Genomic DNA, 24,572 nt, shown 5'->3' on the forward strand with positions numbered 1-24,572 from the left:
CCTCAGACGAAGGTTTCGTGAAACAGCGTGCAGGCCGATTGCAGCGTGAGCCGCTCCTGTTCCAGGCAGGCCGACAGGCGCAGCACCTTATGCTCGCCGGCGATCATGTCGTCCACCCAGCCGGTGCTGTCGAAGGTGATCTGCTGCCCGCCCGCGTACTGGGGGTCGATCACGCCGCGCAAGGTGGCCGGCGAGGCACCGGCAAAACCAAGCACCAGCGTGGGCCTGCCGGCCTGCTCGCACACCAGCAGCGCCAGCTCGATGTCGGCCTGGCGCAGAAAGGGCTCGGCCAGCGATAGCCACAACGCTGCAGCAGCGGGCCGGTGCCGGGGATCACGCGGCAACGGCAGTGCCAGGCTGCGGTCCAGCCGCGTGCTACCGCTCCAGCCGAAAGGCTGCAGCAGCAGGCCAAGCGCCAGTATCAGCCGGCGCGCCGACACGCGGCAGCCCTCCTGCGCCAGCATGGCTTCGAGTCCGCCCAGCGTGGTACTGCCGAGGAAGCCGTCCAGCGCGGCGGCGTGCGCCGCAGCGTGCGGTTCGGCCTCCAGCGCCATGCTGGACAGGGCATGCAGATGGGGCGCCGGATGCATGGACTGTGCCGCCGCAGCCGCGCCGCCGGCCAGCGCGGCCCAGAGCGGCGCCAGCACAATAGGGCAGTGCCGCAGGAAGCTGCCGGGATCATCGATCTCCAGCATGCCCATGGCCAGGAAGGGAAAACGCCGCTGCGACTGGTCGCTGCTGGCCAGCAGGTGGCCGGCCACTGCGTGCCGGCTGCGCGTACCGACGAAGGCGAAGTGCAAGGGGCGCATGGCGTCGTAGTGCTGCTTCCAGCGCGGCTCCGCCGTGAGCCCGGTCATGGTGTCGGCCAGCCAGCCGTCCAGCAGCTCGGTCAGCGCGTGGTTGTCGCCGGCCTTGATAAAGTCGCTGCGCGCGGGGATTTTACCGAAGTAGCCCACTTTGGCCAGCTGGGGCATGGCGCCCATCCCTGCGCGGCTCATCGCGCCACTCCCGGCGGCAGCGCGGCCAAGGCGGCCGGTGCGGCCGGTGCGGCAGGCGCCGCGCCGCCGACTATGGCTTCCGGCAGTTTCATGCCACGGAATCCCGCATCCTGCGGCGCGCCTTCGCCGCCGCTGGCCTCGGGACTGCTGGTGATCTTCAGCTCCAGCGCCACGCTGATGCCGCCGCTGGTCCAGCGCAGTTCATGCACCCCCTCCTCCTTGCGCTTGCGCGCGGCCGCGTCAATCATGCGCTTCAGGCCGAACTGCCCCGGCTCGTTGAACAGTTCCACGCTGCGGCCGTCGAAGGCCACCGCGGTAATACGCGCCCCCGGCACGCCTTGCGGGCTGGGATGGACCATGCTGGTCCATTGCGCCGGCGCGTTCCGGTAGCGCAGCTGCTGGCCATCTATCTCCACCGTGTATTCCAATGTCCCCGGCGCGGGCAGCGGCTGGATCTGGAATACGGTCTGCGCGGCGGCGGACGCGGTGGCGATGCCGCCTGCGCCCAACGGCGCGACCCAGCCGGGGAAGCGCGCCACCGCCTGCGGGGACAGGGCAATGCCCATGTCGGCCCAGGTGCGCGGCGCCAGCACGTCGCCGCGCCGCACCACCAGCGGCCCCATGGACGTGGTGACAAATTTGGCCACCAGCCCTTCCGGGCCGAAGAACTGGCCGATCTCCACGCTGCTCGCCTCTATCTTCGCGGCCGGCGAGAACGGGTATTTCGCCGCCAGCGTGCGCTGGAACGGCTCGTACACCTGCGCCAGCCAGGTCTTGTTGATCTCCGCCTCGGCCGGGCCGATGATGACCGCAAAGGTCTGCATCAGCGGACGCACCAGGATGGGCCGGATCGCGCGCTTCTGGCTGTCGCTCATCCCGGTCAGCATCTGCTCGTCCACGAAGCGCAGCGCGTCCGCCAGTTCGGAGCCGCTCCCTTCCAGCGTCTGCTGCATGAACTGGCGCGCGCCGGGGCCGGGGTCGCCCTGGTTCTTCAGCATGTTCAGGCGGGTGCGCAGGCGCGACAGCGTATCCATATAGCCGCGCAGCAGGGTCGCGTCCTTGTCCTTGGCGGCGACCAGCTTGGCCACGGCCGCGAACTCGCGCCCCACCGCCCCCATGGGCCGCTCGAAGCGCGCGGCATCCAGTTGCACGGTAACCGGCGCCGGCGAACGGCGCAGCAGGGTGTGCTTGATCCAGTCTGTAAAGCCGCGCTGCGCCTTCTGGGCTTCGGCGTTGGCCAGTGTGGGGTTGTCCCAGGAAGTCTGGTCGTTGATGGTGTCGAGCAGTTTGATGATGGGCGAGGACTGCGGATCGCCCAGGCGGTTCATGGCCGCTACTGCGCCATTGAAGCCGCCCAGGTCCGTCACCGCCACGCCCTGCACGAACTTCTGCCATTCTTTTGCATAGTCGGCCTTGTACATCTCCACCAGGTTCTTCTGGATCTGCTCGGGGCTGCCTTCCAGCGTCAGGTCGTCCTTGCTGGCTGTTTTCAGTACCCAGTCCGTGCTTTGCAGCTCGCGGCTGGCGGCATCGCGGAAGGCGCCCTGGATGTACTTTTCCCATGCCTCGCGCGTGAACGCGCCGGGGATGGCGTAGCTGCCCGCCATCAGCGCCTGGTCCTGCTCGCCGACGATGCGCACCACCGTCATGGCCGCGAAGCGCGTGCCGGCGCGCGCCTTGATGTCGGCGTACACCCGGTCGCGCGCAGGCATGCCGCGCACCACGCGGCGCAGGTTTTCGCGCGCCTGATCCACCATGGCGAGCTTCTGCTCGATGCGCGGCCACGACGGATCGCCAGACTGTGCCAGGTAGTAGGTCAGCAGGCGCTCCGCGCTGCGTATCATCTGCTCGCGCGGCATGGCGCCCCGGTTCGTGTCCAGCCAGCCGCGCCAGTAGCGCGTGAGCTGGTCGTTCAGGTGGCCCGTCTCAGCGCGCGAGGTGTCGGCCAGCATCAGGTAGGTCTTGAGCGCGTTGTAGGCGTCTTCCACGTTGAGCGGGTTGGCGTCGGCGTATTGACGCGCCGCAGCGGGTGCGGCGCCGGGTGCCGGACCGGACGCGGCGCCGGGCGCCGCGAGCTGCTCCGCATTGGCGTTCATCCCGAACAGCAGCGCCTCCAGGCTGGCCGCTACCGGCTTGACCATCACCTCTTTGACGCCTGCATAGTATTCCTCGCGCAGCTTACGCTCCAGCAGGGCGCCCTGGTACAAACCCATGCCGAGCGACCAGGGACGGTCGCGCCCGAACTTCTCCAGCTGCTCGATGCGGTCCTGCAGAATCTCCAGCGCTTCGAGGCGCGATTGCAAGTCCAGCCGCTTGTCCTGCAGCTTCACAACCTTGTCCAGGTCCGCCTGCACATTGGCCGCCAGCTGGCGGTTGCCCATGTACGACCAGGTCCAGCCGGCCAGCACCCCGCCCAGCAGCAGCACGGCGCCAAGGAAGGCCGCATACCGCAGCCGCGCGCTGGCGCGGCTGGAATATTGCGACACCAGCGCCTTGTCGGCGAAAATCACGTCGCGGAACAATTTGAGCAGGAAGTAGCCGCCGGCCGTCCCATACGGCATGGGCTGCGCTTCCTGTTCAGGCTTGAGCGCCAGTTCGAAGCGCTCCGCGATGCGCTGCGATTGGGCGCTGACCGGCTGCCCCTCCTGCAGGGCGCTGGTGAAGTAAAAGCCCCGGAACACCGGCTTGAACTGGAAGGGGTTCTCTTCAAACAGTGTGGCCAGAAAGGCCCGCAGTGGCGCGCGCATGGAAGCGAACTCCATCGGAAAGGTGAACACGCCGGGCGCCATGCGCGTGCGGCGCGGCTGCGCCATGTTGGCCATGCTCATTTCCACCAGGCCGGCGTGCAGCTCGTCGAAGCCCTGGTCGAAAAAGGCCAGCAGTTCCTCGCTGCCGGCCTTGCGCTTGTACGGCATGGTGGCGCCCCACACGCGTTCGCGCTCGCTGCGCTCGCACTGGCAGAAGAAGTCGCCGAAGCCCGCTATCAGGTCGGCCTTGGTGAACACCACATAGACCGGCGCAAACACTTCCAGGCGTTCGATCAGGTCCTGCACGCGCTTGCGCAGGCTGCGCGCCAGCTTGAGCGCGCCGTCCGGATCGCTGCGCAACTCGGCGATGCTGACGGCGACGATGATGCCGTTCACCGGGGCGCGCTTGCGGTACTTCTTCAGCAAGGCCAGGAAACCGCGCCATTCGTCCAGGTGTTCGTCCTCCACGGAATAGCGGCCTGCGGTATCCAGCACGATGCCGTCGGCCGTGAAAAACCAGTCGCAGTTGCGGGTGCCGCCCACGCCGTGCACCACGCGCGCATCCGCAAATGGAAATTGCAGTCCGGAGTTGCTGATGGCGCTGCTCTTCCCCGCAGACGGATTCCCGATGATCATGTACCAGGGCAGCTCGTACAGCGCGCGCGAACCCGGCATACGGCCCAGCTTCGAGCCTTTGATGGTGGCGATGGCCTTCATCATGCCGCTGCGGATCGCCTCCACCTCGTGCTGGCTGGCGCCGCCTGTTGCCGCCGGGGCCTCGGTGGGCGCCATGGCAGCCGCCAAGCCGGCGGCGGCGCGCGCCGCATGGCGGCGCCTGAGCCAGCGCACCAGCAGCCAGGCGGCGCAGGCCACCGCCATCGCAGCCACCGCCCAGATCAATGCCAGCTCCAGCAATTCAGCGCCGAGGTAGAACAGCGCCGCCACGGCGAGGAAGCCCGCAATGGTGAGATTGCGGGAGTCGGTCAGGAACAGCCAGGTACGTCGCATCATGATAGCTCCGTGGCGCCAGTCGGCAGACCCGAGCTATGGTGCCACCGGCCCCGAGATGGATTCTTGAGGCAGCACAAGCCTCAGCGTTTGCGCTGCATCGCGCCGGGAAGGCGCAGCTCCGTGTGGCCGAAGTCCATCATGGTCCAGCGCCCGCCCCAGGTCAGGCCTGCGGCTTCGGCGGCCTCGCCGTACAGCCGGTAGCCGCGCATGGCCCAGGGATCCCTCTCGGAGATCACCAGCTTGCCGTCGCGCAGAAAGGCGCAGTCCGCGGCAAGGCCGAACTGGTGGTAGCTCTGGAAGGCGCGCGCATTGGTGACGCTGGCGCCAGCGCTGGCCAGCAGTTCCTGGCGCTCCGGGCTGCGGTAGCCCTCAAGCAGCGCCATGTCGTAGCCGTGGCGCTCCTTCATGATGCGGAACACCAGCAGCAGGCGCTGCTCGAACTCGGGGTTGAACAGTTGCCAGCTGCGGCTGGCGCCCGCGAGCAATGGCCGGACGCGCACCACCTCGGACGTCGTGAAGGCCAGCGGCGGCAGGGACGGCGGCGGCACCAGTTGCTCTCCCTGGAGCAGCGCGGCCACCTGCCCGTTCACGGCGCGCCCGTCGCTGTCATAGCCGGGCAGCGCCATCCGGCGGCCTGCCACGATTGCCAGGAGGGGCGGCAACAGCAGCAAGAGCGCAGCGCCGGCCAGCAGCCATGCCTGCCGGCGCCGCAGCAATTCCCTGCAACGCGGCCAAGCCAGGGCAAGCAGCGCATCGCGCCCGGCCGGGAACAGCAAGAGCCATCCCCCGGCGCAGGCGAAGAAAAACAACAACAGCAAGGAAACGACAAGCATAGTGCGCTCCGTCAAAGCGTGGCCGGGCGGCTGGCCGCACACTGGCGGCAGCACCGGAATCGCCCCATCGTATGCCGTCCTTGGGCATGCCGTTCCGAAGCAGATCAAACCTTGGGAGGATAGCTTGGACAAATCCACACCGCCACAAAGGCCGGACTTGTTTTCCGCCGCGCTGCCGGGTGACGGCAGCCGGCGCATCCTGGCGAGCCTGGAAAACAGCGGCAAGACCAACACGCCGGTAGCCCGCCTTGGCCGGCTGCGGCCCATTCAACTCGTGACTGTGCTAACACTGCTGGCGGTTGTCACTGCGGCCATTGCGGCCATCAGCTATTGGGGCCTGGCGCCGGCGCCATACAGCCAGCCCTTCGCGCCGGCCGTCCCGCAGGCGCCGCCGGTGAGCACGCCGGATGAGGTGCAGCGGCGCGCGGCCGCCATTGTGAACGAACCGCTGCCGGCCATGGCGCCGGCCCGGCAGAAGCTGGCCGCAGCAATGCAGGCGAAGGCCGCGCCGCCCCTTCGGGAGGCTCCGGCACTTGCTGCGATTGCGGCGCCGGCTCCCACTGCGGCACCGCCATCGGCCCACCCCGCACTGCACACCGAACGCGGCACGCACACGCGCCAGCGCCATCAGCCACGCCATGCGCGGGCAGCCGGCCCGGCGCGACTGGCCGCCGCCGCACAGCATACGGACAGTGACGTGGCCCTGCTGGCCGCGCTGGTGGCGCACACGGACGGCCAGCCGTCCGCCATGGTACACACGCGCGACGTGGTCGAACGCAGGGACGGCGACAGCACGGACGCGCTGCTGCGCCGTTGCGGGCGGCTGGGCGGGCCGGAGGCAGGCCTGTGCCGTGCACGCATCTGCGATGGCCAGTGGCTGCACGAAGCCGCGTGCCGCACGCCGCTCAGCGATTGACTGCCCGATCAGCTCAAGCCCGTTCCGATATTTCGATCAGGTTCCGGTCCGGGTCCCGCAGGTAGATCGAGCGGATTGGCCAGTTGGCGCCCGTGCGCGCCACCGGCCCCTCCTCGATCGGCACCGCCAGCTGCGCGAGCCGTGCGATCACCTCGTCCAGGGGAATGGACGCGATAAAGCACAGGTCCAGCGAACCGGGCGTGGGCTGCGCCGCTTTCGGCAGGAACTCCTTGCCGTATTCATGCAGGTTGATCTTCTGCACACCGTACTTGAACGCTACGCGGCCGGCGCCGAACGCCTCAAGCTGCATGCCCAGCACCCGCGTATAAAAATCAATGCAGCGCTCGCGGTCGCGCGTGGTCAGCACCAGGTGATCCAGGCGGTCTATCATTTTTCCTCCAGCTCCTTCAAGAATGCCGCCACGGCACGCAGCACCGCCTCCGGCTGCTCCAGGTGCGGCGTGTGGCCGCAGTCCGGCAGCATGGCCGTGCGCGCGCGCGGCGCCTGCGCCGCAATGGCGTCGAGCTGCGCCACCGTGCCATACTGGTCCCCGCTGCCTTGCAGCGCCAGTACAGGGCGCGTTACCGATGGCAGCAGGTACTCAATATTCCAGCGGCCGAATGCCGGGCGCAGCCAGGTATCGGCCCAGGCGCCGAAAATCTGGTCCGTCTTGGCACCGTGGTAGCGAGACAGGCCGCGCAGCTTGCCCGCATCATACGCGGCGCGTGCCTCGCGGATGCCCGCCAGGGTCACATCCTCCACGAACACATGCGCCGCCTCGGTCACCACGCCGGCCAGGCCTGGCGGCTGGTCCGCAGCATGAATCAGCGCGATGCTGCCGCCGTCCGAGTGGCCCAGCACCACGTAGGGCCGGCCGCCAAGCAGCGCCAGCACCTGGGGCAACTCTTCCAGCGCGTAACGGTGCAGGTAGTGCACACTGCGGCCGGCGGCCAGCGGGACCGACTGGCCATAGCCGCGCCGATCGTAGACCAGTCCTTCGCAGCCCGCCTGCGCGCACAGGCGCGCTGAAAAGTCCTTCCACATCGCAGCACAGCCCAGCCCCTCATGCAGGAACACCAGTACAGGCTTGCCCGCCGCGCCGCCGTGCCCCCCGATCCATTCGTAATACAGCTGGCCGCCCTCGGCCAGTTCCAGCAGTGCCATCTTGTTCTCCCGTACCGTTCCAGCCTACAGATTACACTGCTGTTGCGTGCGCCGGCGCAGCAGCGGCAGCGCGTACAGCAGCAGGCAGCCGCCGGCCAGCATCATCGCGCGCGGCACCCCGGCCAGTTCAGCCATCCCACCCCACAACAGGCTGCCACCGGTCTGACCGAGCGCCATCGCCATCAGATACACCGACAGCGTTCGCGCCCGCAGCTCGCTGGGAAAGGAGAGCTGCGCCGTACTGTTCAGCGTTGTCACCATGGTGGACCAGGCCACCCCGCCCATGGCGGACATGGCCATCAGCAGCGCCCAGGCCTTCACGTGGGGCAGCGCCAGCAACATGGCCCCGAAGACGGCCACCGCACCCGCCAGCAGATGGCGGCGTTCGCACCGTGCACGCAGCTCCGGCAGCACAAAGGCAGCCAGCACCGCACCAACGCCGACGCACGCCATCAGCGTGCCGAACGCCCCCGCCTCGCGGTGCAGCACGTCGCGCACGAACAGCGGCAGCAGCGCGGTATAGGCAATGGCGGCGCTAAATATGCACACCGTGTGGCGCAGCAGCCGTCGATACGCGGCCGAACCGAAGGCCGCCTGCAGTCCCGCGCGGAAGCCCTGCCAGCTGACGCCGCCGGCGGGCGCCGGCCCTGGTGCCCGTCCGCCCTGCGGTCGCCCTGCGCCATCCCCGCTGCGCATCCAGTTCAGGTACACCAGCAGCAGCCCGCCAAAGGACAGCGCGTTAAACAGAAACAGCGGCGCGGCCCCCACCCACAGGAACAGCACGCCGCCCAGCGCAGGGCCGGCGGTGGCGGCGACATTGAAACTCAGGTTATTCAGCGAAGCGGCCGCTTCAACTTCGTCAGGCTGCACCAGCCCGGACATGGCGGCCTGCCACGCCGGCCACATGAAGGCGGAGCCGGTTCCCATCATGAAAGTCAGCGCCAGCACGGCGGCGGGCGATGCCGTGCCGATGCCCGCCAGTGCCGCCATGCCTGCCGCAGCCAGCGCCATGAAGACGTTCACGCAGAACAGCAGCCTGGGTCGCGGCACCGCATCCGCCACCACGCCGGCCAGCAGGCCGAAGGCCAGCATGGGCGCATAGCTCGCCGCAGGCACCAGCGCCGAGGTGTGCGCCGCCGGTGAAATGGACGCCACCAGCCAGGCAGAGGCGAAAGTCTGGGTCCAGGTCCCAAGGTTGGACAGCAGGTTGGCCAACCAGAGCTGGCGGTAGCGCCGGTGGCGCAGCGGCTGCAGCATGGGGACCTTGCGGCGCGCCGGCGGCGCGGACGGCATTGCGAGCGGTGTGTTCTTATGCATACAATGAGTGTAGGTGGCGCGCGAAAACGGCGTCAATCTTGACTCCGGCAATCAACATAAATAAAGCTGCGCATGAAAAAAGAGCTCTCGTCCAGGGAAGCGGCGGCCATACTGGGCGTATCGCCTGCCACCTTGTACGCCTATGTCAGCCGGGGCCTGCTCAGCTCCATCGCCGATGGCAAGACGCGCAGCAAGCGGTATGCGCACGAGGAGGTGCTGCGCCTTGCCGCGCGCAAGGCCGACGGCAAGCGCGCCGGCCATGCGGTCGCCGCCGCCATGAGCTGGGGCGTGCCGGTGCTGGAGTCGCGCATTTCACTGATCGCCGATGGCAAGCTGTTTTACCGTGGCCACGACAGCGCCGGGCTGGCGGCCTGCGCCACGCTGGAGCAGACCGCCGCCATCCTGTGGGAGCAGGCAGGCGCCCCCGCTACGCTGCCACCGCTGCCGGTGCTCCCGCCTGCCGCCGCCGCGCTGGCGCGCGCCATGCCGCCGCTGGAACGCGCGATGGCATTCCTGCCTGTGCTGGCGGCGCAATCGGCGCAATCGGTGCAATCGCTGCAATCGGGACAACCCGTGCAAGCGGAGCAGCCTGCACAGCTGATGCGCATGCTGGCCGGCCTGCTGCTCGGCGCGGACATCACACAGGCGCCATTGCACGAACAGGTGGCGCGGGCATGGAAGTTGGGCGGCGCGGGCAAGGACCTGCTGCGTGCCGCGCTGGTGCTGATGGCGGACCATGAGCTAAACACATCGGCGTTCACGGTGCGCTGCGTGGCCTCCACCGGGGCGGCGCTGCCGGCCGTGCTGTGCGCGGGCCTGGCAGCGCTGTCCGGCCGCGAACATGGGGGCCATTATCTGATGGCGAAAGAGGTGATCCTGGCACAAATGGAAGGCACGGCGGCGGGCGGCTTGCAGCCCATGCGCCCGGGCTTCGGCCATCCGCTCTATCCCAACGGCGACCCGCGCGCCAAGGTGCTGCTGGACATGATACGGCCTTTGCCGCAAGCCGCAGGCGTGCTCGCGGTGGCGGCCAGGGCAGCCCGCACCGCTGGCGCCGAACCGAATTCGGACTTCGCACTGGCGGCGCTGGAATTGGCGCTGGACCTGCCGCAGCACAGCGGCATCGTCATCTTCGCGCTGGCGCGTTCCGCCGGCTGGCTCGCGCACGCTGCAGAACAGGTGGCAGATGGCGGCATGATACGGCCGCGCGCCCGCTACGTCGGCGAGTTCCGCGCACCTTAGCGGTCAGCCGCGCTTGCGTTCCCCGGCCTGGTTCCGCTGCGCGAACTCCAGCTCCTCGTACAGCGCCAGGAATTCCTGCGACAGCTTGTGACGGCTGTCCAGGTGGATCATCGGCAGGCAGCGCTCGTGCGACTCGCGCACCTTGATGGAGCTCGACAGCTTGTTCTGCAGCACCGGCAAGCCCTCCGCCAGCAGCTCGTCGACCATGCGCTGCGGCAGGTTGGCGCGCGGCTGGAACTGGTTCACGATAATGCCCTCGATCTCCAGCGCGGGATTGTGGTCCGCCTTGATCTCGCGGACGTTGTTCATCAAGGTGTACAAGGCCTGGCGCGAAAAATCGTCGCAGTCGAACGGGATCAGACAGGTGTCCGCCGCGATCAGCGCCGACTGCGTGAAGAAGTTGTAGGCCGGAGGCGTGTCGATGATGATCTCGTCAAACTCCTTGGACAGCTCGTTGAGCGCGTCGCGCAGCTTGTAGATTTTGTGGCGCGACTCCAGCTTCGACTGCAGTTCGCCGATCTCCGGATGCGAGGGCATCAGCCACAAGTTCTCGAAGCTCGTCTCATGCACGTAGCCGCGCGCAGACAGCGAGAACACCATGAAGTTCAGGGTCTGCTCGAAATACCCCGCCACCGTCGGTTCGATTTCCTTGGCCGCGTCACCCAGCAGATAGCGGCTCGAATTGCACTGCGGGTCGATATCGATCAGCAGCGTCTTCTTGCCATGGTAGGCCGCAATCGCGGCGAGATTCACGGCGATGGTCGATTTCCCGACGCCGCCCTTCTGGTTGAATATCACACGTTTCATGCCTGCTCCGTACGTTGGGTATGCGAGGGGATGAAACAATTTTAGCAGATTGCCAACTCGAACCTGTAGCCTACGCCATACACCGACTGCAAACAGTCGGCTGCGGCCGGCCGCGCGGCCAGCTTGCGGCGGATATTCTTGATGTGGGAGTCGACGGTGCGGTCGCTGATGTCGCGCTGGTCCTCGTGTGCCACGTCCAGCAGCTGCTGGCGCGAATACACCCGCTCCGGATGCTCAATAAGCTCGGCCAGCAGGCGGAACTCCACCGGCGTGAGCGCCAGCGGTACGCCGGCCAGCAGCACGCGCATGCAGGTCCGGTCCACCGCGAACAGCGGCGCCGCCTGTACCATCGCCCCGGACGCGCGCCGCAGCTGGGCGCGCACCCGCGCCACCACCTCGCGCGGGCTGAAGGGCTTGCAGACGTAATCGTCCGCCCCGGCCTCCAGGCCCAGGAGCCGGTCCACCTCGTCCACCCGCGCGGTCAGCATGATGATGGGCACTTGCAGAAAGCGCCGCGCCGCCTGGCACAGCGCCAGGCCGTCCATCCCCGGCAGCATCAAGTCCAGCAGCACCAGGTCCACCGGCGTGGCGCGCAGGAACGCCAGCGCCTGCGCTCCGTCCGCGATGCACGTGGCGCGGCAGCCGCTGGCGTGCAGGTAGTCCGCCAGCAGCGCCGCAATCTTGACGTCGTCCTCCACCACCAGCACGTGGGCGTTTTCCATGCTCATTGATGCTCCTTGCCTGCCAGCGGCAAGCGCAGGCGGATGCGCAAGCCGCCCAGGGCGGACGGTTGCGCCACGATCTCGCCGCCGTGCGCGGCCACCAGCGCCTTGCAGATCGACAGCCCCAGTCCGCTGCCCCCGCGTTCCCGCGTGCGCGCGCGGTCCACGCGATACAGCCGCTCGAACAGGCGCGCATACGCGCCGGGCGGCACGCCGGGCGCACTGTCATCCAAGGCCAGTTCGGCGTGGCCGTCGCGTGCCGACAGCGCCAGGGCGATGCGGCCGCCGGCGTCCGTATAGCGCACGCTGTTCTCCAGCAGATTGATCATCACTTGTTCCAGGCGGCCCGCGTCGGCCCGTACCGGCACCGGCTGGTGGCCCAGCGTCCAGGCCAGTTCCAGTCCCGCAGCGGCCGCGCGCGGGCGGTAGCGCTCCAGCAGCGGCGCCAGCAAGCCGCGCCAATCCAGTTCGCGCAGTTCGCAGTGCAGGTCGCCCGCGTCGGCCAGCGCCAGCTGGTGCAGGTCGTCCACCAGCTTGGTCAGGCGCAGCACTTCACCGTGCAGGGATTCCAGCGCGCCGGGATCGGCTTTGCGGATGCCGTCCAGCAGTGCTTCAATTTCGCCGCGTATCACCGTCAGCGGCGTGCGCAGTTCATGCGACACGTCGGCCATGACCTGGCGGCGCTGCTGCTCGTTGCGTTCCAGTTCCTGCGCCATGGCGTTCACGTGCAGCGCCAGTTCGCCCAGCTCGTCGCGGCTCAGCACTGGGGCGCGCGCCGAAAACTCGCCCAGCGCCAGCCGCGCCGTCACGCCGTGCACGGCCACCACAGGCCGCAGCAGATGGCGCGCCAGGGCCGCCGCCAGCGCCACGGCAACCAACAGCAAGGCGCCGGCCAGCAGCAGGATGTCGCGCACCTGCGTGCGCAAGAAGCCGGCCGCGCTGGTGTTGGCGCCGCTGGCCTGGCGCAGCTGCAGCAAATGCACCCGGCCCACTTCGCGCCCGTCCACCATGATGGGGCGCTGGATGCCGGGCGGCGGATCGCGCGGACCAATCACGGAACGGCCTTCCTCATCCAGCACGGACAGTCGGCGCGCGAACGCCATCGGATCGCGCATCGGGCCTTCGCGCGGCGGCGGATCTCCCGGGCGCGGCGGGCCGTATCCATCGCGGCGCGGCGGCGGGCGGTGCTGGGGCGGCGCATCCGGTTCCATCATCAATTGCGGGGACATCTGGTCCAGCACATCTTTCATGGCGCGCGGCCGCCCGCGCAGCCAGTCGAAACTGCCCTCGCGCTTGTAGCGCTCCGCCAGCAGGCCGCTGACCTGCTCCAGGTCCTGCGCCTGCATTTCGTTCAGATAGGCGATAAAGCCGCGCTGCAGGTTGGCGCTGGTCAGCCACGCCATGGTGCCGATGCACAGGATGACGATGGCGCTGACCGCGAGCGCGATCTTGCGAGCGATGGTCAGCCGCATGCGCGATACCTGGACGGAAGGTGGAGTGGGTTCATCCCGCCATCATACCCGCCGAATGTGCAGCAATTGTGGATGTGGCGGTTTTCCCACGGCGGCCCATTGCGCAGCACCGCCTCCATTTTTCCTCCACATTGCGGCGCCACGATGGGGCCATCAGAACAAGACAAGGAGTACACCATGCGTGCAACCATCCGCTTCGCCGCCACCGCACTGGCCGCATCGCTCGCCGCCTGCGGCGGCAGCGGAGAACAAGCCGCCGGCACCGCCGCACCGCAGTTGCTGGCGGCCGGCGGCGCCAGTTCCGCAGCAACAGCAGCAGCAGCCCCCCCTGCCGCCGACGCTGCCGCCGGCACGCCCGCCACCGCCACCGCCACCGCCATCAACGGCACCACCGGCACCGCCGGCACCGGCGCCATCACCACTGTCTCATCAGCCACCGTCTCGCGCGCCGCGCTGGGCGTTCCTGCGCCGGCCGCGCCTGTCCCGCAGGCCAACCCGGACGGCGCCTCGCTTACCGTCAGCCGGGCAGGCTTCATCGACATGGCCAATCCCTTCTTTACGCCCATGGGCAACGGCCGCAGCTGCGCCAGCTGCCACAGCGAGAACGCCGGATGGAGCGTAACGCCGCGCGGCCTGGCCCAGCGCTTCGAGCAAAGCCAGGGCGCGGATCCGGTATTCCGCCTGGTGGACGGCGCCAACGCCCCCACCGCCGCCGTGGCCACGCTGGACCAGAAGCGCCTTGCCTACAGCATGCTGCTGACCAAGGGCTTGATCCGCGTCGGCATGGCTATGCCAGCGAACGCCGAGTTCACGCTGCTGCGTGCGGAAGATCCCTACAACTTCGCCAGCGCGCGCGAACTGTCGCTGTTCCGCCGCCCGCTGCCCTCCGCCAACCTGGCCTTCCTCAGCAGTGTGATGTGGGACGCGCGCGAAAGCCAGCCGGGCGCCAGCATCGACAGCGGCCTGCTGGCGCAAGCCGGCGACGCCGTGCGCGGCCACGCCGAAGCCGTCCAGCAGCTGAGCGCCGCCAGCCAGCGCGCCATCGTCGATTTCGAAAGCGGCCTGTTTGCCACACAGTCCACCAGCACGGTGGCGGGCAGCCTGCTGGAGAACGGCGCCAGCGGCGGCCCGCAAGCGTTGGCCGCCACCCAGTTCTACCCTGGCATTAACGACCTGGCTGGCGACTCGCGCACGCAAGCGCCCTTCAACCGCAATGTGATGACGATGTTCGGCGCCTGGCGCAACCTCGCAGCCCCGCCACCGCCGCCACGGCCCGGCCAGCGCAATCCGGCGCCTGCGCCCACCGCCGCCAGCCTGGCGCGTGCCTCCATCGCGCGCGGCGAGGCCCTGTTCAACAACCGGCCTTTCAATATCACGCAAGTGGCTGGCTTTCCGCAGACCGGCACCCAGCCGCAGCGCGGCAGCTGCGCCAGCTGCCACAACGCCCCCAACGCCGGCAGCCATTCATCGCCGCTGCTGCTCGACATCGGCGTGGCCGACGGCCGCTTCCGCACGCCGGATATGCCGCTCTACACGCTGCGCAATAACGCCACCGGCGCCATCACGGCCACCACCGATCCCGGCCTGGCGATGCTGACCGGCCGCTGGCGCGATGTGGGCAGGATGAAAGTGCCGGTGCTGCGCAACCTCAGCGCCCGCGCGCCTTACTTCCATAACGGCTCGCAGGCCGACCTGCAAGGCGTGGTGCGCTTCTACGACCGCCGCTTCCAGATCGGCCTGACGCCGCAGGAAGTGGCCGACCTCACGGCATTCCTGAAGGCGCTATAGCGGCGCACGCGCTGCGGCGCGCTCAGGGCCGTCCGACGTCCTTTTGAGCATAGTCGCACACGCCTTGCGGGAAGATGCGGCGCAGCCAGGCCGCCTGTTCGGCCGAGAACTGCACGCCGGACGGATAGGTGCCATCCGCCAGCGCCGCATCCAGCGGCTTGAGCGCACACTTGAAGACGTCGCCCTTGATCGAGCCGCCCGCCACCATGCGCGGGCTGCTGTAAATCGGGTAGGCCCTGGTGCAGGCGCCGGCCGGCTTGCGGTCCAGGATGCCGTCCCATACCGAAGGACCGGCGGCGATCAGCGTGCTGCCGCTGTCGAAACACTTGTCCGTGAACTCCGCCGATGCTGTACCGCCGGCGAGGTAGCGCTCCAGCACCGGCAAGGCTTCCATCACGCGCATGCTCAAGTCCTCATCCCTGCGCGTGAACCAGATCACCTGGCGCCCGGCCTCGGCCGGGTTGGCGTCCAGCAGTCGCTGGCGCACCGAGAAGGACTGGCGCGCGTTGTGCATGTCCAGCTTGGGCTCCAGGTAGGGCCGCAGGTCGATCACCGGGATGCCCAGGCGCTGGCCGGTGAACACATGGCCGGAGGAATAGGCCTTCTGCATCGCGCCTACGTCGCCCGCGCGGCGCGGCGACGGCGTGCCGGCCGGATCGCGGCAGCTGGCGCTGCGCTTCATGTTGCGGCTGTCGAACGGGTCGGCATCCTTGTCGAAATCGACGAATTCCGCCTGCTCCTTCCAGCCGCCCACGCAGGCATTGATGCGCAAGAATTCCTCCACGCCGATGCTGCCCTGCGCCAGGGCCGCCAGGCCGTACTGCACGCCCACATTGTCCACCGGGATGGGCGCGTAGCCGCGGGCATCCGTGCCGTACACGTCGGCCAGGTCGTTCCAGTGCGTCCATTTCACGTTTGCGAACACATTCGCAGGATAGCCGTACTGCTTTGCCCCGGCGTCGAATTTCGGGTCCTTGAAGACCGGATTGAGCACGGTCGGCATCGCCAGCCGCCAGCCGGTGATGCACTCGGTCGACGCGTCGCTGGCGTTCATGCCCTGGATCAGCGCGTGGTTGCGCCACTTGGCCCACGGCGACGCCGGGTTGCGCTCCGCCTCCTCCTTGAAGTACAGGCCCAGCAGCGGGCAATCGGAAATCGGAATCGTCTGCGTCACCATGTCCGGATAGGACTGGATGGCGATGCCGGCATCGAGCAGGCCGGGCTGGTTTTGCGCGAACATATACTGCTGCACCGCGCCGCCCGATCCGCCTATGCCTATCGTGGCCTGCGGCTTGCCGTAGGCCTCAATGAAGCGCGCCTTGGTCTGCAAGGCTGTCTGCGCCGCCAGCGCCATGTTGTAGTGCACGCCCGTCTCGTTGCCGGAAGAACTTGCCACCGCATAGCCCTGCTCCAGCAGCTTGGGCATCAGCACCCGCTCGGAACTGTTCAGGCGCTCGTTCACCCACATGGGGATGCCTTGCTGATGGCCGATCCCGACGCCGCCGCGCATCCAATACACCAGCTTGCGGTTCCATGCCGCCGGCTCCAGCATGGCAATGGTGTACAGGAAGCGGTTGATGGTGCCCACTTCCACCCGCACCACGAACGGCACGTTGGCGCCGTTGACGGCCACGGTGCGCATATCCGAAGGCGGGTCGTTCGCGTCGTAGGTCTTGAAGCGGCTGCCGTTGTAATAGAAACGCAGCACGCGGGTGTGGACGTTGCAGTACTGGCTGTGGCCCAGCAGCTTGCGGTCCGCGTCGAACACCGGGTGGCCTATGCCCTGCTGGTTGTCCACCAGCGGCTGGCCCAGTCCCGCCTCCTCGGTACGGCAAATGAAGGGCTGCTGCAGCGGCTGCGCCCATGCTTGAGCGCACGCCGCCAGTGCGATCGGCGCCGCAACGCGGGCGACCCAGAGTCTCCAGTCTGTCATGACGTGCCTCCTTGTGATTGCCTGATCTGCCACGCCAGCATAGCATATAGTATATTGACAATCTTTCACCCGGCCTTGCCATGAACAGGGATGCTTGACGATGAAGAAAAACACCAACCCAAAAGTAGACGCCTACGTGGAAGAGTCCACGTCCTGGAAGGAGGCGCTGCGCAAGCTGCGCGCCATCGCGCTGGACTGCCAGCTCGATGAAGCGCTGAAGTGGGGCGTGCCCTGCTACTCCTTCAATGACAGCAATATCGTGCTGCTGCACACCTTCAAGGAGTACTGCGCCATCCTGTTTTTCAAGGGCGCGTTGCTCAAGGACGAGGAAGGCATCCTGGTCCAGCAGACCAAGAATGTGCAGGCGGCGCGCCAGATCCGCTTCACCAGCGCCGGCGAAGTCGATGCGCACAAGGCCGCCATCAAGGCCTACATCGCGGAAGCCATCGCCGTCGACAAGGCCGGCCTGAAAGTGGAATTCAAGGATACGGCGGATTTCGACATGGCGCCCGAGTTCCAGGCAAGGCTGGACGATTCGCCGCAGCTGCAGGAAGCCTTCGAGGCCCTCACGCCGGGACGCCAGCGTGCCTACCTGCTGTATTTTGCCGAAGCCAAGCAGTCCGCCACGCGCACCGCCAGGGTGGACAAGTGCGCCCCGCGCATCCTGGCCGGCAAGGGCCTGAAAGACTAGCTGATGTGGCGGCGCGTATCCGGCACCTGGATGCGCTCGCCCTGCGGCGCCACGATCCAGCCGTCCAGCTTCCCCCGCAGGGCGGACAGCTCCTCCGGCGCCACATCGGCCAGGATATTGTCGCCGCTGCGGTGGATCACGCGCCCGCCGAGCAAGGCGTGCGCCTCCTCGGCGGTCACCGCCGCAGCACTCGTCCTTCGTAAGATCACCTGGCCCATGGCTTCAATATAGCACGCATGCCGCGCACCGCCAGCGTCAAGCCAACGAAGGCAGCGTCAAGGCAGCAGGCCCAGGCCCTCCAGATCCTTGGGGAAGCCCAGCGGCTTGGCGGCCGCGTTAATCACGGCCAGCATGGCCGTGGCACGCTTGCCGTCGCGCGGCAAGGCCAGCACTTTGGGCTGTGCAGCCAGCAGCACGGCAGCGGCGCCGACTGCGGCGGGGCAAGCCATCGAGGTGCCGCTCATCACGCCGTAGCCCTTGCCCGGCAGCGTGGATACGATGCCGACGCCAGGCCCGGTCAGGTCGATCTGCGGCCCGATATTGGAAAACTGCGCAATGAACACGTCCTTGCTGCTGGTGGCGGCGGGCGGGGCGATGTCCAGCTGTTCGGACGAATTGGCGGGGAACGTGCCCTGCCTGCCAGCGGCCGACACCGCCACGGACTCGCCCCAGGCGGCCGGATAGGACACCGGCTGGCGGCCGTCGTTCCCCGCCGCCACGATGCACAGCGTGCCCTGGTCGAAGGCCGACTTGATGGCGTCCCGCACCGCTTCGTCCGGCGTGTCGCCGCCCAGGCTCAGGTTCAGCAGATCGCACCCGTCCTTCACGCCCTGCTCGATGGCGCGCAGGATATCGTAGTTGCTGGCACCACCGCCGGCGTTTGGAAACACACGGTAGCTGAACAGCGTCGCACCCGGCGCCACGCCCTGCTTGCCCTTGGGCCGCGCGCCGCGGGCGCCGACGATCCCGGCCACGTGCGTGCCATGCTCGCCGTCCTGCTTGGCCGGCCCCCAGCCGCCGGCATCCTTCTCGTCGGCCACAAAGGCGGCGCCGCCCGCCACCTCCAAGTCGGGATGCGCGCCATCGACACCGGTGTCGATGACGCCCACGCGCACGCCGGCGCCCGCGTCGCGCGGATGGCTGCCGTACAGCGTGTCCAGGTAATCCGGCACGGCCAGGTCGACCCTCGCGATATTCTTCGCCTGGCCGGTCTTGATCGTCACGGCGCGTTCGCACAAGCCCCAGTAACCGGCAGGCCCGTAGATCAGGAGCAGTTCCAGCTTCTTGCTGGTGGTAGTGAATTTCAGGGCCACCTGGCCTTTGGCGTTGCTGGTGCCCTGCTGCCCTACTCTGCCGGCCAGGTCCGTGAACGCCACCACCGTGGCGCCCTTCACCGGCTTGCCGCTGGCCGCATCCGCCACGGTGAGGGTGATGCCTGCCACCGCCCCGGCCTGCGCCTTGCGGCTGGACTGCTTGAGGATTTGCCACCTGGGGCTGCGCGCGGGATAGTAGAGCACCTCCGGCACCAGCTTGATGCCGGCATTGCTGGCCTTCAGCGCAGTCGCTTCCGCGTCGCTCAGCTCCACCAGCTTGGGGCCCGTCTCGGCGAACGAGTGGACAACCTTCACCGCCTTCGGCTTGGCGGCTTTGGCCTTGCCGGACAGGCCGGTGCGCACAAACAGCGCATTGGCGAACTTCTCTTCGCTGGACGCGGTCAGCTTAAGCGCGGCCGAATACAGGCCGCGTTTCGGCATCAGCACATAACGTTGGACGTTGGACGGTTTGACAGCCATAGAGATATACCCCTTGAAGTGGAATCAGTGGACACGAGCCCACCAATATTACCGCCCCTGGTGTATAGTTGATAACACAATAGCCGACTTTGATCACGGAACCGGAAACCATGAAGCACGCACTGCGCCTCCTGCCCCTGCTGGCAGTCCTGCTGACCTCCCCATCGTATGCGCTCGGCGACAGTAACAGCAGCTCCGTCAGCATTACGGACGGCCAGGCTGTCGGCACCCTGCGCGGCAGCTCCGCCATCGCCACCGTCCTGGACGACAAAGTGGAACTGAGGGATGGCGCGGTGTATGTGAACGGCCAGTCCTACGGCCCCGTCCCACGCAACGCCGAAGTCAAATACGTCATCAGGGGCGGCAACCGCACGCTGCTCGTGGACGGCAAGCCCCGCAAGCCGGCAGCACCTGCCAGGTGAGGCCAGGCGGGCGCTGCCCGCCTGGCGCAGGCCGCCGTCAGGCCGCAGCGGCCTTGGCGCGCGCCGCGTGCAGCTTCTTGTAGCTGTCGATCAGGCGCGCATGCCTGTCCAGCCCTTCCAGCTTCATGCTGGTGGGCGTCAAGCCGAAGAAGCGCACGCTGCCATCCACCGATCCCAATGCCGCGTCCATGCGCGGGTCGCCGTACATGCGGCGGAAATTGGCGACGTAGTCGTCCAGTTCCAGGTCATCGTCCAGTTCCACTTCCAGCACCACATTCACGGCCTGGTAGAACAGGCGGCGCTCGACCGTGTTGTCGTTGTACTGCAGGAAGGCACCCACCAGTTCATGCGCCTCCTCGAACTGCTGCAGCGCGAGATTGATCAGCAGCTTCAGTTCCAGCACCGTCAGCTGGCCCCACTCGGTGTTCTCGTCGAACTCCACGCCGATCAGGGTGGCGATGTCGCCATAGTCATCCAGCTCGTTGTTCTCCAGGCGATCCAGCAGCGCTTCCAGGGCGGCGTCGTCCAGGCGGTGCAGGTTCAGGATATCTGCACGGAACAGCAACGCCTTGTTGGTGTTATCCCAGACCAGGTCCTCCACCGGATACACTTCCGAATAGCCCGGCACCAGGATCCGGCACGCGGTGGCGCCCAGCTGGTCGTACACGGCCATGTAGGCTTCCTTGCCCATGGCCGCGAGGATGCCGAACAATGCCGCCGCTTCCTCGGCATTGGAATTTTCGCCCTGGCCGGAGAAATCCCACTCCACGAACTCGTAGTCGGCCTTGGCGCTGAAAAAGCGCCAAGACACGATGCCGCTGGAATCGATGAAGTGCTCCACGAAGTTGTTCGGCTCCGTCACCGCGTTGCTGGCAAAGGTAGGCTGCGGCAAATCGTTCAGGCCTTCGAAGCTGCGGCCCTGCAGCAGTTCGGTCAGGCTGCGCTCCAGCGCCACCTCAAAGCTCGGGTGCGCGCCGAAAGAGGCGAACACGCCGCCGGTACGCGGGTTCATCAAGGTAACGCACATCACCGGGTACTCGCCGCCCAGCGACGCGTCCTTCACCAGCACCGGGAAGCCCTGCTCTTCCAGCGCCACGATGCCGGCCACGATGCCGGGATATTTCGCCAGCACTTCCTGCGGCACGTCCGGCAGGGCGATCTCGCCTTCCAGGATTTCGCGCTTGACTGCCCGCTCGAAAATCTCCGACAGGCACTGCACCTGCGCTTCGGCCAGCGTGTTCCCGGCACTCATGCCGTTGCTGACAAAAAGGTTCTCCACCAGGTTGGACGGGAAATACACGGTTTCGCCGTCCGACAGGCGCACGTACGGCAGCGAACAGATGCCGCGCTCCGTGTTGCCGGAGTTGGTGTCGTACAGGTGCGAGCCGCGCAGCTCACCGTCCGGGTTGTAGATCTCCAGGCAGTACGCATCCAGGATTTCCGCCGGCAGCGCATCCTTGCGGCCTGGCTTGAACCAGCGCTCATCCGGGTAGTGCACAAACGCCGCGTTGGCGATGTCCTCGCCCCAGTAGGCGCCAGCGTAGAAGTGGTTGTTGTTCAGGCGCTCGATGTATTCGCCCAGCGCCGACGCCAGCGCGCTTTCCTTGGTCGAGCCCTTGCCGTTGGTGAAACACATCGGCGAGTGCGCGTCGCGGATGTGCAGCGACCACACGTTCGGGACGATATTGCGCCACGACGCGATTTCAATCTTGATGCCCAGCGCGGCCAGCACCGACGACATATTGGCGATGGTCTGCTCCAGCGGCAGATCCTTGCCCACGATGTAAGTGCTCGCTTCCGCAGACGGATTCACCATCAGCAGCGCCTGTGCGTCGGCGTCCAGGTTGGCCACTTCTTCAATCACGAACTCCGGTCCGGCCTGCACCACCTTTTTCACCGTGCAGCGGTCGATGGAGCGCAGGATGCCCTGGCGGTCCTTCTCGGAGATATCCTCCGGCAGCTCGACCTGGATCTTGAAAATCTGCTGGTAGCGGTTTTCAGGGTCGACGATATTGTTCTGCGACAGGCGGATATTTTCGGTCGGAATATTGCGAGTATTGCAATACAGCTTGACGAAATAGGCCGCGCACAGGGCCGACGAGGCCAGGAAGTAGTCGAAAGGACCGGGCGCAGAACCGTCGCCCTTGTAGCGGATCGGCTGGTCGGCAATCACCGTGAAGTCGTCGAACTTGGCTTCGAGGCGCAGCTTGTCTAGGAAGTTGACTTTGATTTCCATGGGAGGGTTCCAATACAGGGGGCCGCATGGACTAACCATGCAAAAAAGGCCTTGTGATTGCGCACAAGGCCTTTGCATTCTGGCTCCCCGACCTGGACTCGAACCAGGGACCTGCGGATTAACAGTCCGTCGCTCTACCGACTGAGCTATCAGGGAAAAGAGGCCACATTATAGTGAGCCTTGGTCACGCTGTCCAGCGCCGGGTGAAAATAATCGCCCGGCCCCGGACTGCCGGGCGACCGCTTACGGCTAGCCCTTAGAAGCTGCCCTTGAACTGCACGCCCCACTGGCGCGGCTCGTTGATGAAGCCGGTCAGGTTGTTGAAGTCGATGGCGCCAGTGATGCGCTGGGTGTCGGTGATGTTGCGGCCGAAGGCAGCCACTTCATATTTGCCGCCCGCCCAGTTGTAACCGACGCGCACGCCGCCTTCGGTCAGCGGTTTGCCGGTGAACTCTTTGGCTTCGTACAGGAAGAAGTTCACCTTGCTGCGGTAGGACCAGTCGGTCAGCACGAACAGGTTGCCTTCGGCCAGCGGCCAGTTGTAGCGCGCGCTGGCATTGAAGATCCACTTCGGCGCCTGCGGCAGCGCATTGCCGTCGATGACCACGCGGCCGGCGCCGTTGATCGGATCGGTCACCGTGCATTGAGCGCACTTGTTCACCGACAGCGACGCATCGTTGATCTCGGTGAAGTTGTACGAACCGCTCAGCGCAACCTTGAACTGGTTGGTGATGAAGCCTTCGATCTCGCCTTCCAGGCCGTGGCCCTTGGTCTTGGCCGCGTTGATCAGCTTATTGACGTTGGAGTTCCCGCCAACGACGGTCAGCTGCTGGTTCTTCACGTCGTACTGGTACACGCTCAGCGACGCGCGCGCGCGGCGGTTCAGCAGGTCAGCCTTCACGCCGGCTTCCACCGAGGTGATGGTTTCGGCATCGGCCACGGTGATCGGCACCGAGGTCGAAGCGGCGGCGATACTCGGGGCGCGGAAGCCGGTGGCCACGCGGCCGTAGACGCTCACGTCCTTGTTCAGCGCGTAGGTGCCGCTCAGGTCCCAGTTGATCTTGTCCTTGCTGGCTTCCACCGAGCGTGGGCCGACCAGCGTGGTGTTGATCGCCTCCAGGGTGTTGAAGTCCTTCTTGTCCTTGGTGTAGCGCAGGCCGCCGCGCACGGTGAACTGGTCGTTCACGGCGTAGTTCACGGAACCGAATGCCGCCCAGGCAGTGTTCTTCTGCTGGCTGGTGACGCGGGTGGTGCGCACGCCGGCGGTGTTGAAGTTGTCGGTGCCGCCGGTGGCATCTTCGTTGAAGTAATACACGCCTGCCTGCCAGTTCAGCGGGCCCGCGTTCTTGGACTCCACGCGGAACTCCTGCGAGTACTGCTTCAGGTCGGGGATGCTGCCTGCGGTCTCCACCTGGAACGGCACGGCCGGCGCGTTGCCCGGGTTGCCGCCGTCGATGTCGCCACGGCTCAGGTACTGGTTGATGGCTTCATAGCCGGTGATGGAGTACAGCTTGACGGCGCCCAGGTCCCAGCTCAGGCGCACATTGCCGCCGGTGGTTTTCAGGTTCTGGAAGTTCTGGCCGTTGGTGTAGATCTTGTCGGCGTCGAAGCCGTCCACCAGGTCGTTGGTGCCCTTCTTGATGATGTTGGCGCGGAACAGGCGCGAGCTGCCGGTGGTCACGCGCTGGTGCACATTGAACAGCGCGTTGAAGTCGGCGTTCGGCTTGTACAGCACTTGCACGCGCTCGGCGTGCTCGTTGTAGCCTTCCATCGAATCGTTCTCGCCGGTGAAGGCGTTCGACACGTAGTCGTCGCGGTGCTGGCGCAGCGTGGACACACGCGCCGCCCATTCGTTCGACAGCGGAATGTTGACCGCGCCTTCCACGTTGGTGGTGCCGTGGGTGGCGTAGGACAGGTTGTAATAGCCTTCCATGCCCTTCAGGCTAGGCTTGGCGGATTCGAACTTGACCACGCCGGCCGGGGTGTTACGGCCGAACAGCGTGCCTTGCGGGCCGCGCAGCACTTCGACGTTGGCCAGGTCGAACATCGGGAAACCCTTGAGGATAGGGTTCTCTTGCACCACGTCGTCATAGATCAGCGACACAGGCTGGGATGCGAAGGTGCTGAAGTCGGCATTGCCGTAGCCGCGGATGTAGAAGCGCGGGAACACGCGGCCGGTCGACGATTCCACGTTCAGGCTGGGCACCTTGCCGGCCAGGACGCGGATGTCTTGGCCGCCGGACAGGATCACGTCCAGTTTTTCATCCTTCAGCGAGGATACCGATACCGGCACGTCGCGGATGTTTTCGGTACGGCGCTGCGCGGTCACGGTGACCGTCTCCAGCTGGCCGGCTTGCGGGGCCTGCGCGTCAGCCGATTGGGCCATGGCGGCGCCGGCTGGCACCAGTGCGCTCAGCGCCAGTACGGCACCGCCGGTGCGGGAAAAACGCTTCTGCATCTTGGACATCTTAATCATTCAC

General features: G+C 66.9%; 19 protein-coding genes and 1 tRNA gene. 5 read left to right on the forward strand and 15 right to left on the reverse strand.

What is annotated here, in order from left to right:
* Positions 1–2 precede the first annotated feature (2 nt).
* The 3 genes from tagF to ASC94_RS31200 all read right to left on the reverse strand — a co-directional run bounded on the left by tagF (position 3) and on the right by ASC94_RS31200 (position 5,589).
* Positions 3–998, reverse strand: a complete 996-nt coding sequence (gene tagF / locus ASC94_RS31190) for a type VI secretion system-associated protein TagF (protein WP_229417465.1) — start codon at positions 996–998, stop codon at positions 3–5.
* Positions 995–4,753 (reverse strand): type VI secretion system membrane subunit TssM, encoded by a 3,759-nt coding sequence (gene tssM, locus ASC94_RS31195; RefSeq protein ID WP_056405483.1) that lies wholly within the window; start codon positions 4,751–4,753, stop codon positions 995–997. The genes tagF and tssM overlap by 4 nt, the downstream gene beginning before the upstream one ends.
* Before the next feature lie 83 nt (positions 4,754–4,836).
* Positions 4,837–5,589, reverse strand: coding sequence for a M15 family metallopeptidase (locus ASC94_RS31200; RefSeq protein WP_056405292.1), 753 nt, complete (start codon positions 5,587–5,589; stop codon positions 4,837–4,839).
* Positions 5,590–5,713: 124 nt separating this feature from the next.
* Here ASC94_RS31200 and ASC94_RS31205 point away from each other — a divergent pair, with 124 nt between their 5' ends.
* Entirely contained in the window at positions 5,714–6,505 is a 792-nt protein-coding gene (locus tag ASC94_RS31205; RefSeq protein ID WP_157201663.1) for a hypothetical protein, read from the forward strand.
* Between the two features lie 13 nt (positions 6,506–6,518).
* Here the strand turns inward: ASC94_RS31205 and ASC94_RS31210 are convergent, their stop codons facing one another.
* The 3 genes from ASC94_RS31210 to ASC94_RS31220 are packed head-to-tail and all read right to left on the reverse strand — an operon-like array spanning position 6,519 to position 8,986.
* On the reverse strand, positions 6,519–6,896 hold the full coding sequence (locus ASC94_RS31210) for a VOC family protein (RefSeq protein ID WP_056405296.1): 378 nt from the start codon (positions 6,894–6,896) through the stop codon (positions 6,519–6,521).
* Positions 6,893–7,669, reverse strand: coding sequence for an alpha/beta fold hydrolase (locus ASC94_RS31215; protein WP_056405298.1), 777 nt, complete (start codon positions 7,667–7,669; stop codon positions 6,893–6,895). Before ASC94_RS31215 ends, ASC94_RS31210 begins: the two co-directional genes overlap by 4 nt.
* Before the next feature lie 24 nt (positions 7,670–7,693).
* Positions 7,694–8,986 (reverse strand): MFS transporter, encoded by a 1,293-nt coding sequence (locus ASC94_RS31220; RefSeq protein WP_056405301.1) that lies wholly within the window; start codon positions 8,984–8,986, stop codon positions 7,694–7,696.
* A gap of 72 nt (positions 8,987–9,058) precedes the next feature.
* Between ASC94_RS31220 and ASC94_RS31225 the strand changes: the two genes are divergently transcribed.
* On the forward strand, positions 9,059–10,228 hold the full coding sequence (locus ASC94_RS31225) for a citrate synthase family protein (RefSeq protein WP_056405303.1): 1,170 nt from the start codon (positions 9,059–9,061) through the stop codon (positions 10,226–10,228).
* A 3-nt stretch (positions 10,229–10,231) separates the two neighbouring features.
* On the opposite strand, the gene ASC94_RS31230 is transcribed toward ASC94_RS31225, so the two are convergent.
* From ASC94_RS31230 to ASC94_RS31240, 3 genes are read right to left on the reverse strand one after another with little or no spacing between them, the layout of a single operon-like run.
* Positions 10,232–11,035, reverse strand: coding sequence for a ParA family protein (locus ASC94_RS31230; RefSeq protein ID WP_056405305.1), 804 nt, complete (start codon positions 11,033–11,035; stop codon positions 10,232–10,234).
* A gap of 41 nt (positions 11,036–11,076) precedes the next feature.
* The gene (locus tag ASC94_RS31235; RefSeq protein WP_056405307.1) at positions 11,077–11,763 is read right to left on the reverse strand and encodes a response regulator; all 687 of its coding nucleotides are present in this window, start codon (positions 11,761–11,763) and stop codon (positions 11,077–11,079) included.
* Positions 11,760–13,229 carry an ATP-binding protein gene (locus ASC94_RS31240; RefSeq protein WP_056405308.1) on the reverse strand — a complete coding sequence of 490 codons (1,470 nt, stop codon included), beginning with the start codon at positions 13,227–13,229 and terminating at the stop codon, positions 11,760–11,762. The genes ASC94_RS31235 and ASC94_RS31240 overlap by 4 nt, the downstream gene beginning before the upstream one ends.
* A 177-nt stretch (positions 13,230–13,406) precedes the next feature.
* Here ASC94_RS31240 and ASC94_RS31245 point away from each other — a divergent pair, with 177 nt between their 5' ends.
* On the forward strand, positions 13,407–15,017 hold the full coding sequence (locus ASC94_RS31245) for a cytochrome C (protein ID WP_157201664.1): 1,611 nt from the start codon (positions 13,407–13,409) through the stop codon (positions 15,015–15,017).
* Between the two features lie 22 nt (positions 15,018–15,039).
* Here ASC94_RS31245 and ASC94_RS31250 read toward each other — a convergent pair whose 3' ends face one another.
* A complete protein-coding gene (locus ASC94_RS31250; protein WP_056405310.1) occupies positions 15,040–16,950 on the reverse strand; it encodes a DUF6351 family protein in 1,911 nt (636 codons plus the stop codon).
* 100 nt (positions 16,951–17,050) lie between these two features.
* On the opposite strand from ASC94_RS31250, the gene ASC94_RS31255 reads away from it, so the two are divergent.
* A complete protein-coding gene (locus ASC94_RS31255) occupies positions 17,051–17,641 on the forward strand; it encodes a YdeI family protein (protein ID WP_056405312.1) in 591 nt (196 codons plus the stop codon).
* Here the strand turns inward: ASC94_RS31255 and ASC94_RS31260 are convergent.
* A complete protein-coding gene (locus ASC94_RS31260) occupies positions 17,638–17,859 on the reverse strand; it encodes a hypothetical protein (RefSeq protein WP_157201665.1) in 222 nt (73 codons plus the stop codon). The two genes, ASC94_RS31255 and ASC94_RS31260, sit on opposite strands and share 4 nt — an antisense overlap.
* Positions 17,860–17,916: 57 nt before the next feature.
* The gene (locus ASC94_RS31265; protein ID WP_056405317.1) at positions 17,917–19,434 is read right to left on the reverse strand and encodes a S8 family serine peptidase; all 1,518 of its coding nucleotides are present in this window, start codon (positions 19,432–19,434) and stop codon (positions 17,917–17,919) included.
* 110 nt (positions 19,435–19,544) lie between these two features.
* Here ASC94_RS31265 and ASC94_RS31270 point away from each other — a divergent pair, with 110 nt between their 5' ends.
* Complete coding sequence (locus ASC94_RS31270) at positions 19,545–19,856, forward strand: hypothetical protein (protein WP_157201666.1); 312 nt, start codon at positions 19,545–19,547, stop codon at positions 19,854–19,856.
* Positions 19,857–19,893: 37 nt separating this feature from the next.
* Here ASC94_RS31270 and ASC94_RS31275 read toward each other — a convergent pair whose 3' ends face one another.
* From ASC94_RS31275 to ASC94_RS31285, 3 genes are all read right to left on the reverse strand, one after another.
* Positions 19,894–22,092 carry an OsmC domain/YcaO domain-containing protein gene (locus ASC94_RS31275; protein WP_056405321.1) on the reverse strand — a complete coding sequence of 733 codons (2,199 nt, stop codon included), beginning with the start codon at positions 22,090–22,092 and terminating at the stop codon, positions 19,894–19,896.
* A gap of 80 nt (positions 22,093–22,172) precedes the next feature.
* A tRNA-Asn gene (locus tag ASC94_RS31280) sits at positions 22,173–22,248 on the reverse strand.
* A 100-nt stretch (positions 22,249–22,348) separates the two neighbouring features.
* The gene (locus ASC94_RS31285) at positions 22,349–24,568 is read right to left on the reverse strand and encodes a TonB-dependent receptor (RefSeq protein WP_056405323.1); all 2,220 of its coding nucleotides are present in this window, start codon (positions 24,566–24,568) and stop codon (positions 22,349–22,351) included.
* Between the last annotated feature and the right edge of the window lie 4 nt (positions 24,569–24,572).

This window comes from Massilia sp. Root418 (assembly GCF_001425265.1).
In the GTDB taxonomy this organism is placed as follows: domain Bacteria; phylum Pseudomonadota; class Gammaproteobacteria; order Burkholderiales; family Burkholderiaceae_D; genus Rugamonas.

Coding starts and splice junctions, on each gene's coding strand:
- ASC94_RS31250 (WP_056405310.1), bottom strand. CDS start 16,950: ATGACAGACTGGAGACTCTGGGTCGCCCGCGTTGCGGCGCCGATCGCA.
- ASC94_RS31210 (WP_056405296.1), bottom strand. CDS start 6,896: ATGATAGACCGCCTGGATCACCTGGTGCTGACCACGCGCGACCGCGAG.
- ASC94_RS31200 (WP_056405292.1), bottom strand. CDS start 5,589: ATGCTTGTCGTTTCCTTGCTGTTGTTGTTTTTCTTCGCCTGCGCCGGG.
- tagF (WP_229417465.1), bottom strand. CDS start 998: ATGAGCCGCGCAGGGATGGGCGCCATGCCCCAGCTGGCCAAAGTGGGC.
- ASC94_RS31260 (WP_157201665.1), bottom strand. CDS start 17,859: ATGGGCCAGGTGATCTTACGAAGGACGAGTGCTGCGGCGGTGACCGCC.
- ASC94_RS31215 (WP_056405298.1), bottom strand. CDS start 7,669: ATGGCACTGCTGGAACTGGCCGAGGGCGGCCAGCTGTATTACGAATGG.
- ASC94_RS31270 (WP_157201666.1), top strand. CDS start 19,545: ATGAAGCACGCACTGCGCCTCCTGCCCCTGCTGGCAGTCCTGCTGACC.
- tssM (WP_056405483.1), bottom strand. CDS start 4,753: ATGCGACGTACCTGGCTGTTCCTGACCGACTCCCGCAATCTCACCATT.
- ASC94_RS31255 (WP_056405312.1), top strand. CDS start 17,051: ATGAAGAAAAACACCAACCCAAAAGTAGACGCCTACGTGGAAGAGTCC.
- ASC94_RS31285 (WP_056405323.1), bottom strand. CDS start 24,568: ATGATTAAGATGTCCAAGATGCAGAAGCGTTTTTCCCGCACCGGCGGT.
- ASC94_RS31245 (WP_157201664.1), top strand. CDS start 13,407: ATGCGTGCAACCATCCGCTTCGCCGCCACCGCACTGGCCGCATCGCTC.
- ASC94_RS31220 (WP_056405301.1), bottom strand. CDS start 8,986: ATGCATAAGAACACACCGCTCGCAATGCCGTCCGCGCCGCCGGCGCGC.
- ASC94_RS31225 (WP_056405303.1), top strand. CDS start 9,059: ATGAAAAAAGAGCTCTCGTCCAGGGAAGCGGCGGCCATACTGGGCGTA.
- ASC94_RS31275 (WP_056405321.1), bottom strand. CDS start 22,092: ATGGAAATCAAAGTCAACTTCCTAGACAAGCTGCGCCTCGAAGCCAAG.
- ASC94_RS31235 (WP_056405307.1), bottom strand. CDS start 11,763: ATGAGCATGGAAAACGCCCACGTGCTGGTGGTGGAGGACGACGTCAAG.
- ASC94_RS31240 (WP_056405308.1), bottom strand. CDS start 13,229: ATGCGGCTGACCATCGCTCGCAAGATCGCGCTCGCGGTCAGCGCCATC.
- ASC94_RS31265 (WP_056405317.1), bottom strand. CDS start 19,434: ATGGCTGTCAAACCGTCCAACGTCCAACGTTATGTGCTGATGCCGAAA.
- ASC94_RS31230 (WP_056405305.1), bottom strand. CDS start 11,035: ATGAAACGTGTGATATTCAACCAGAAGGGCGGCGTCGGGAAATCGACC.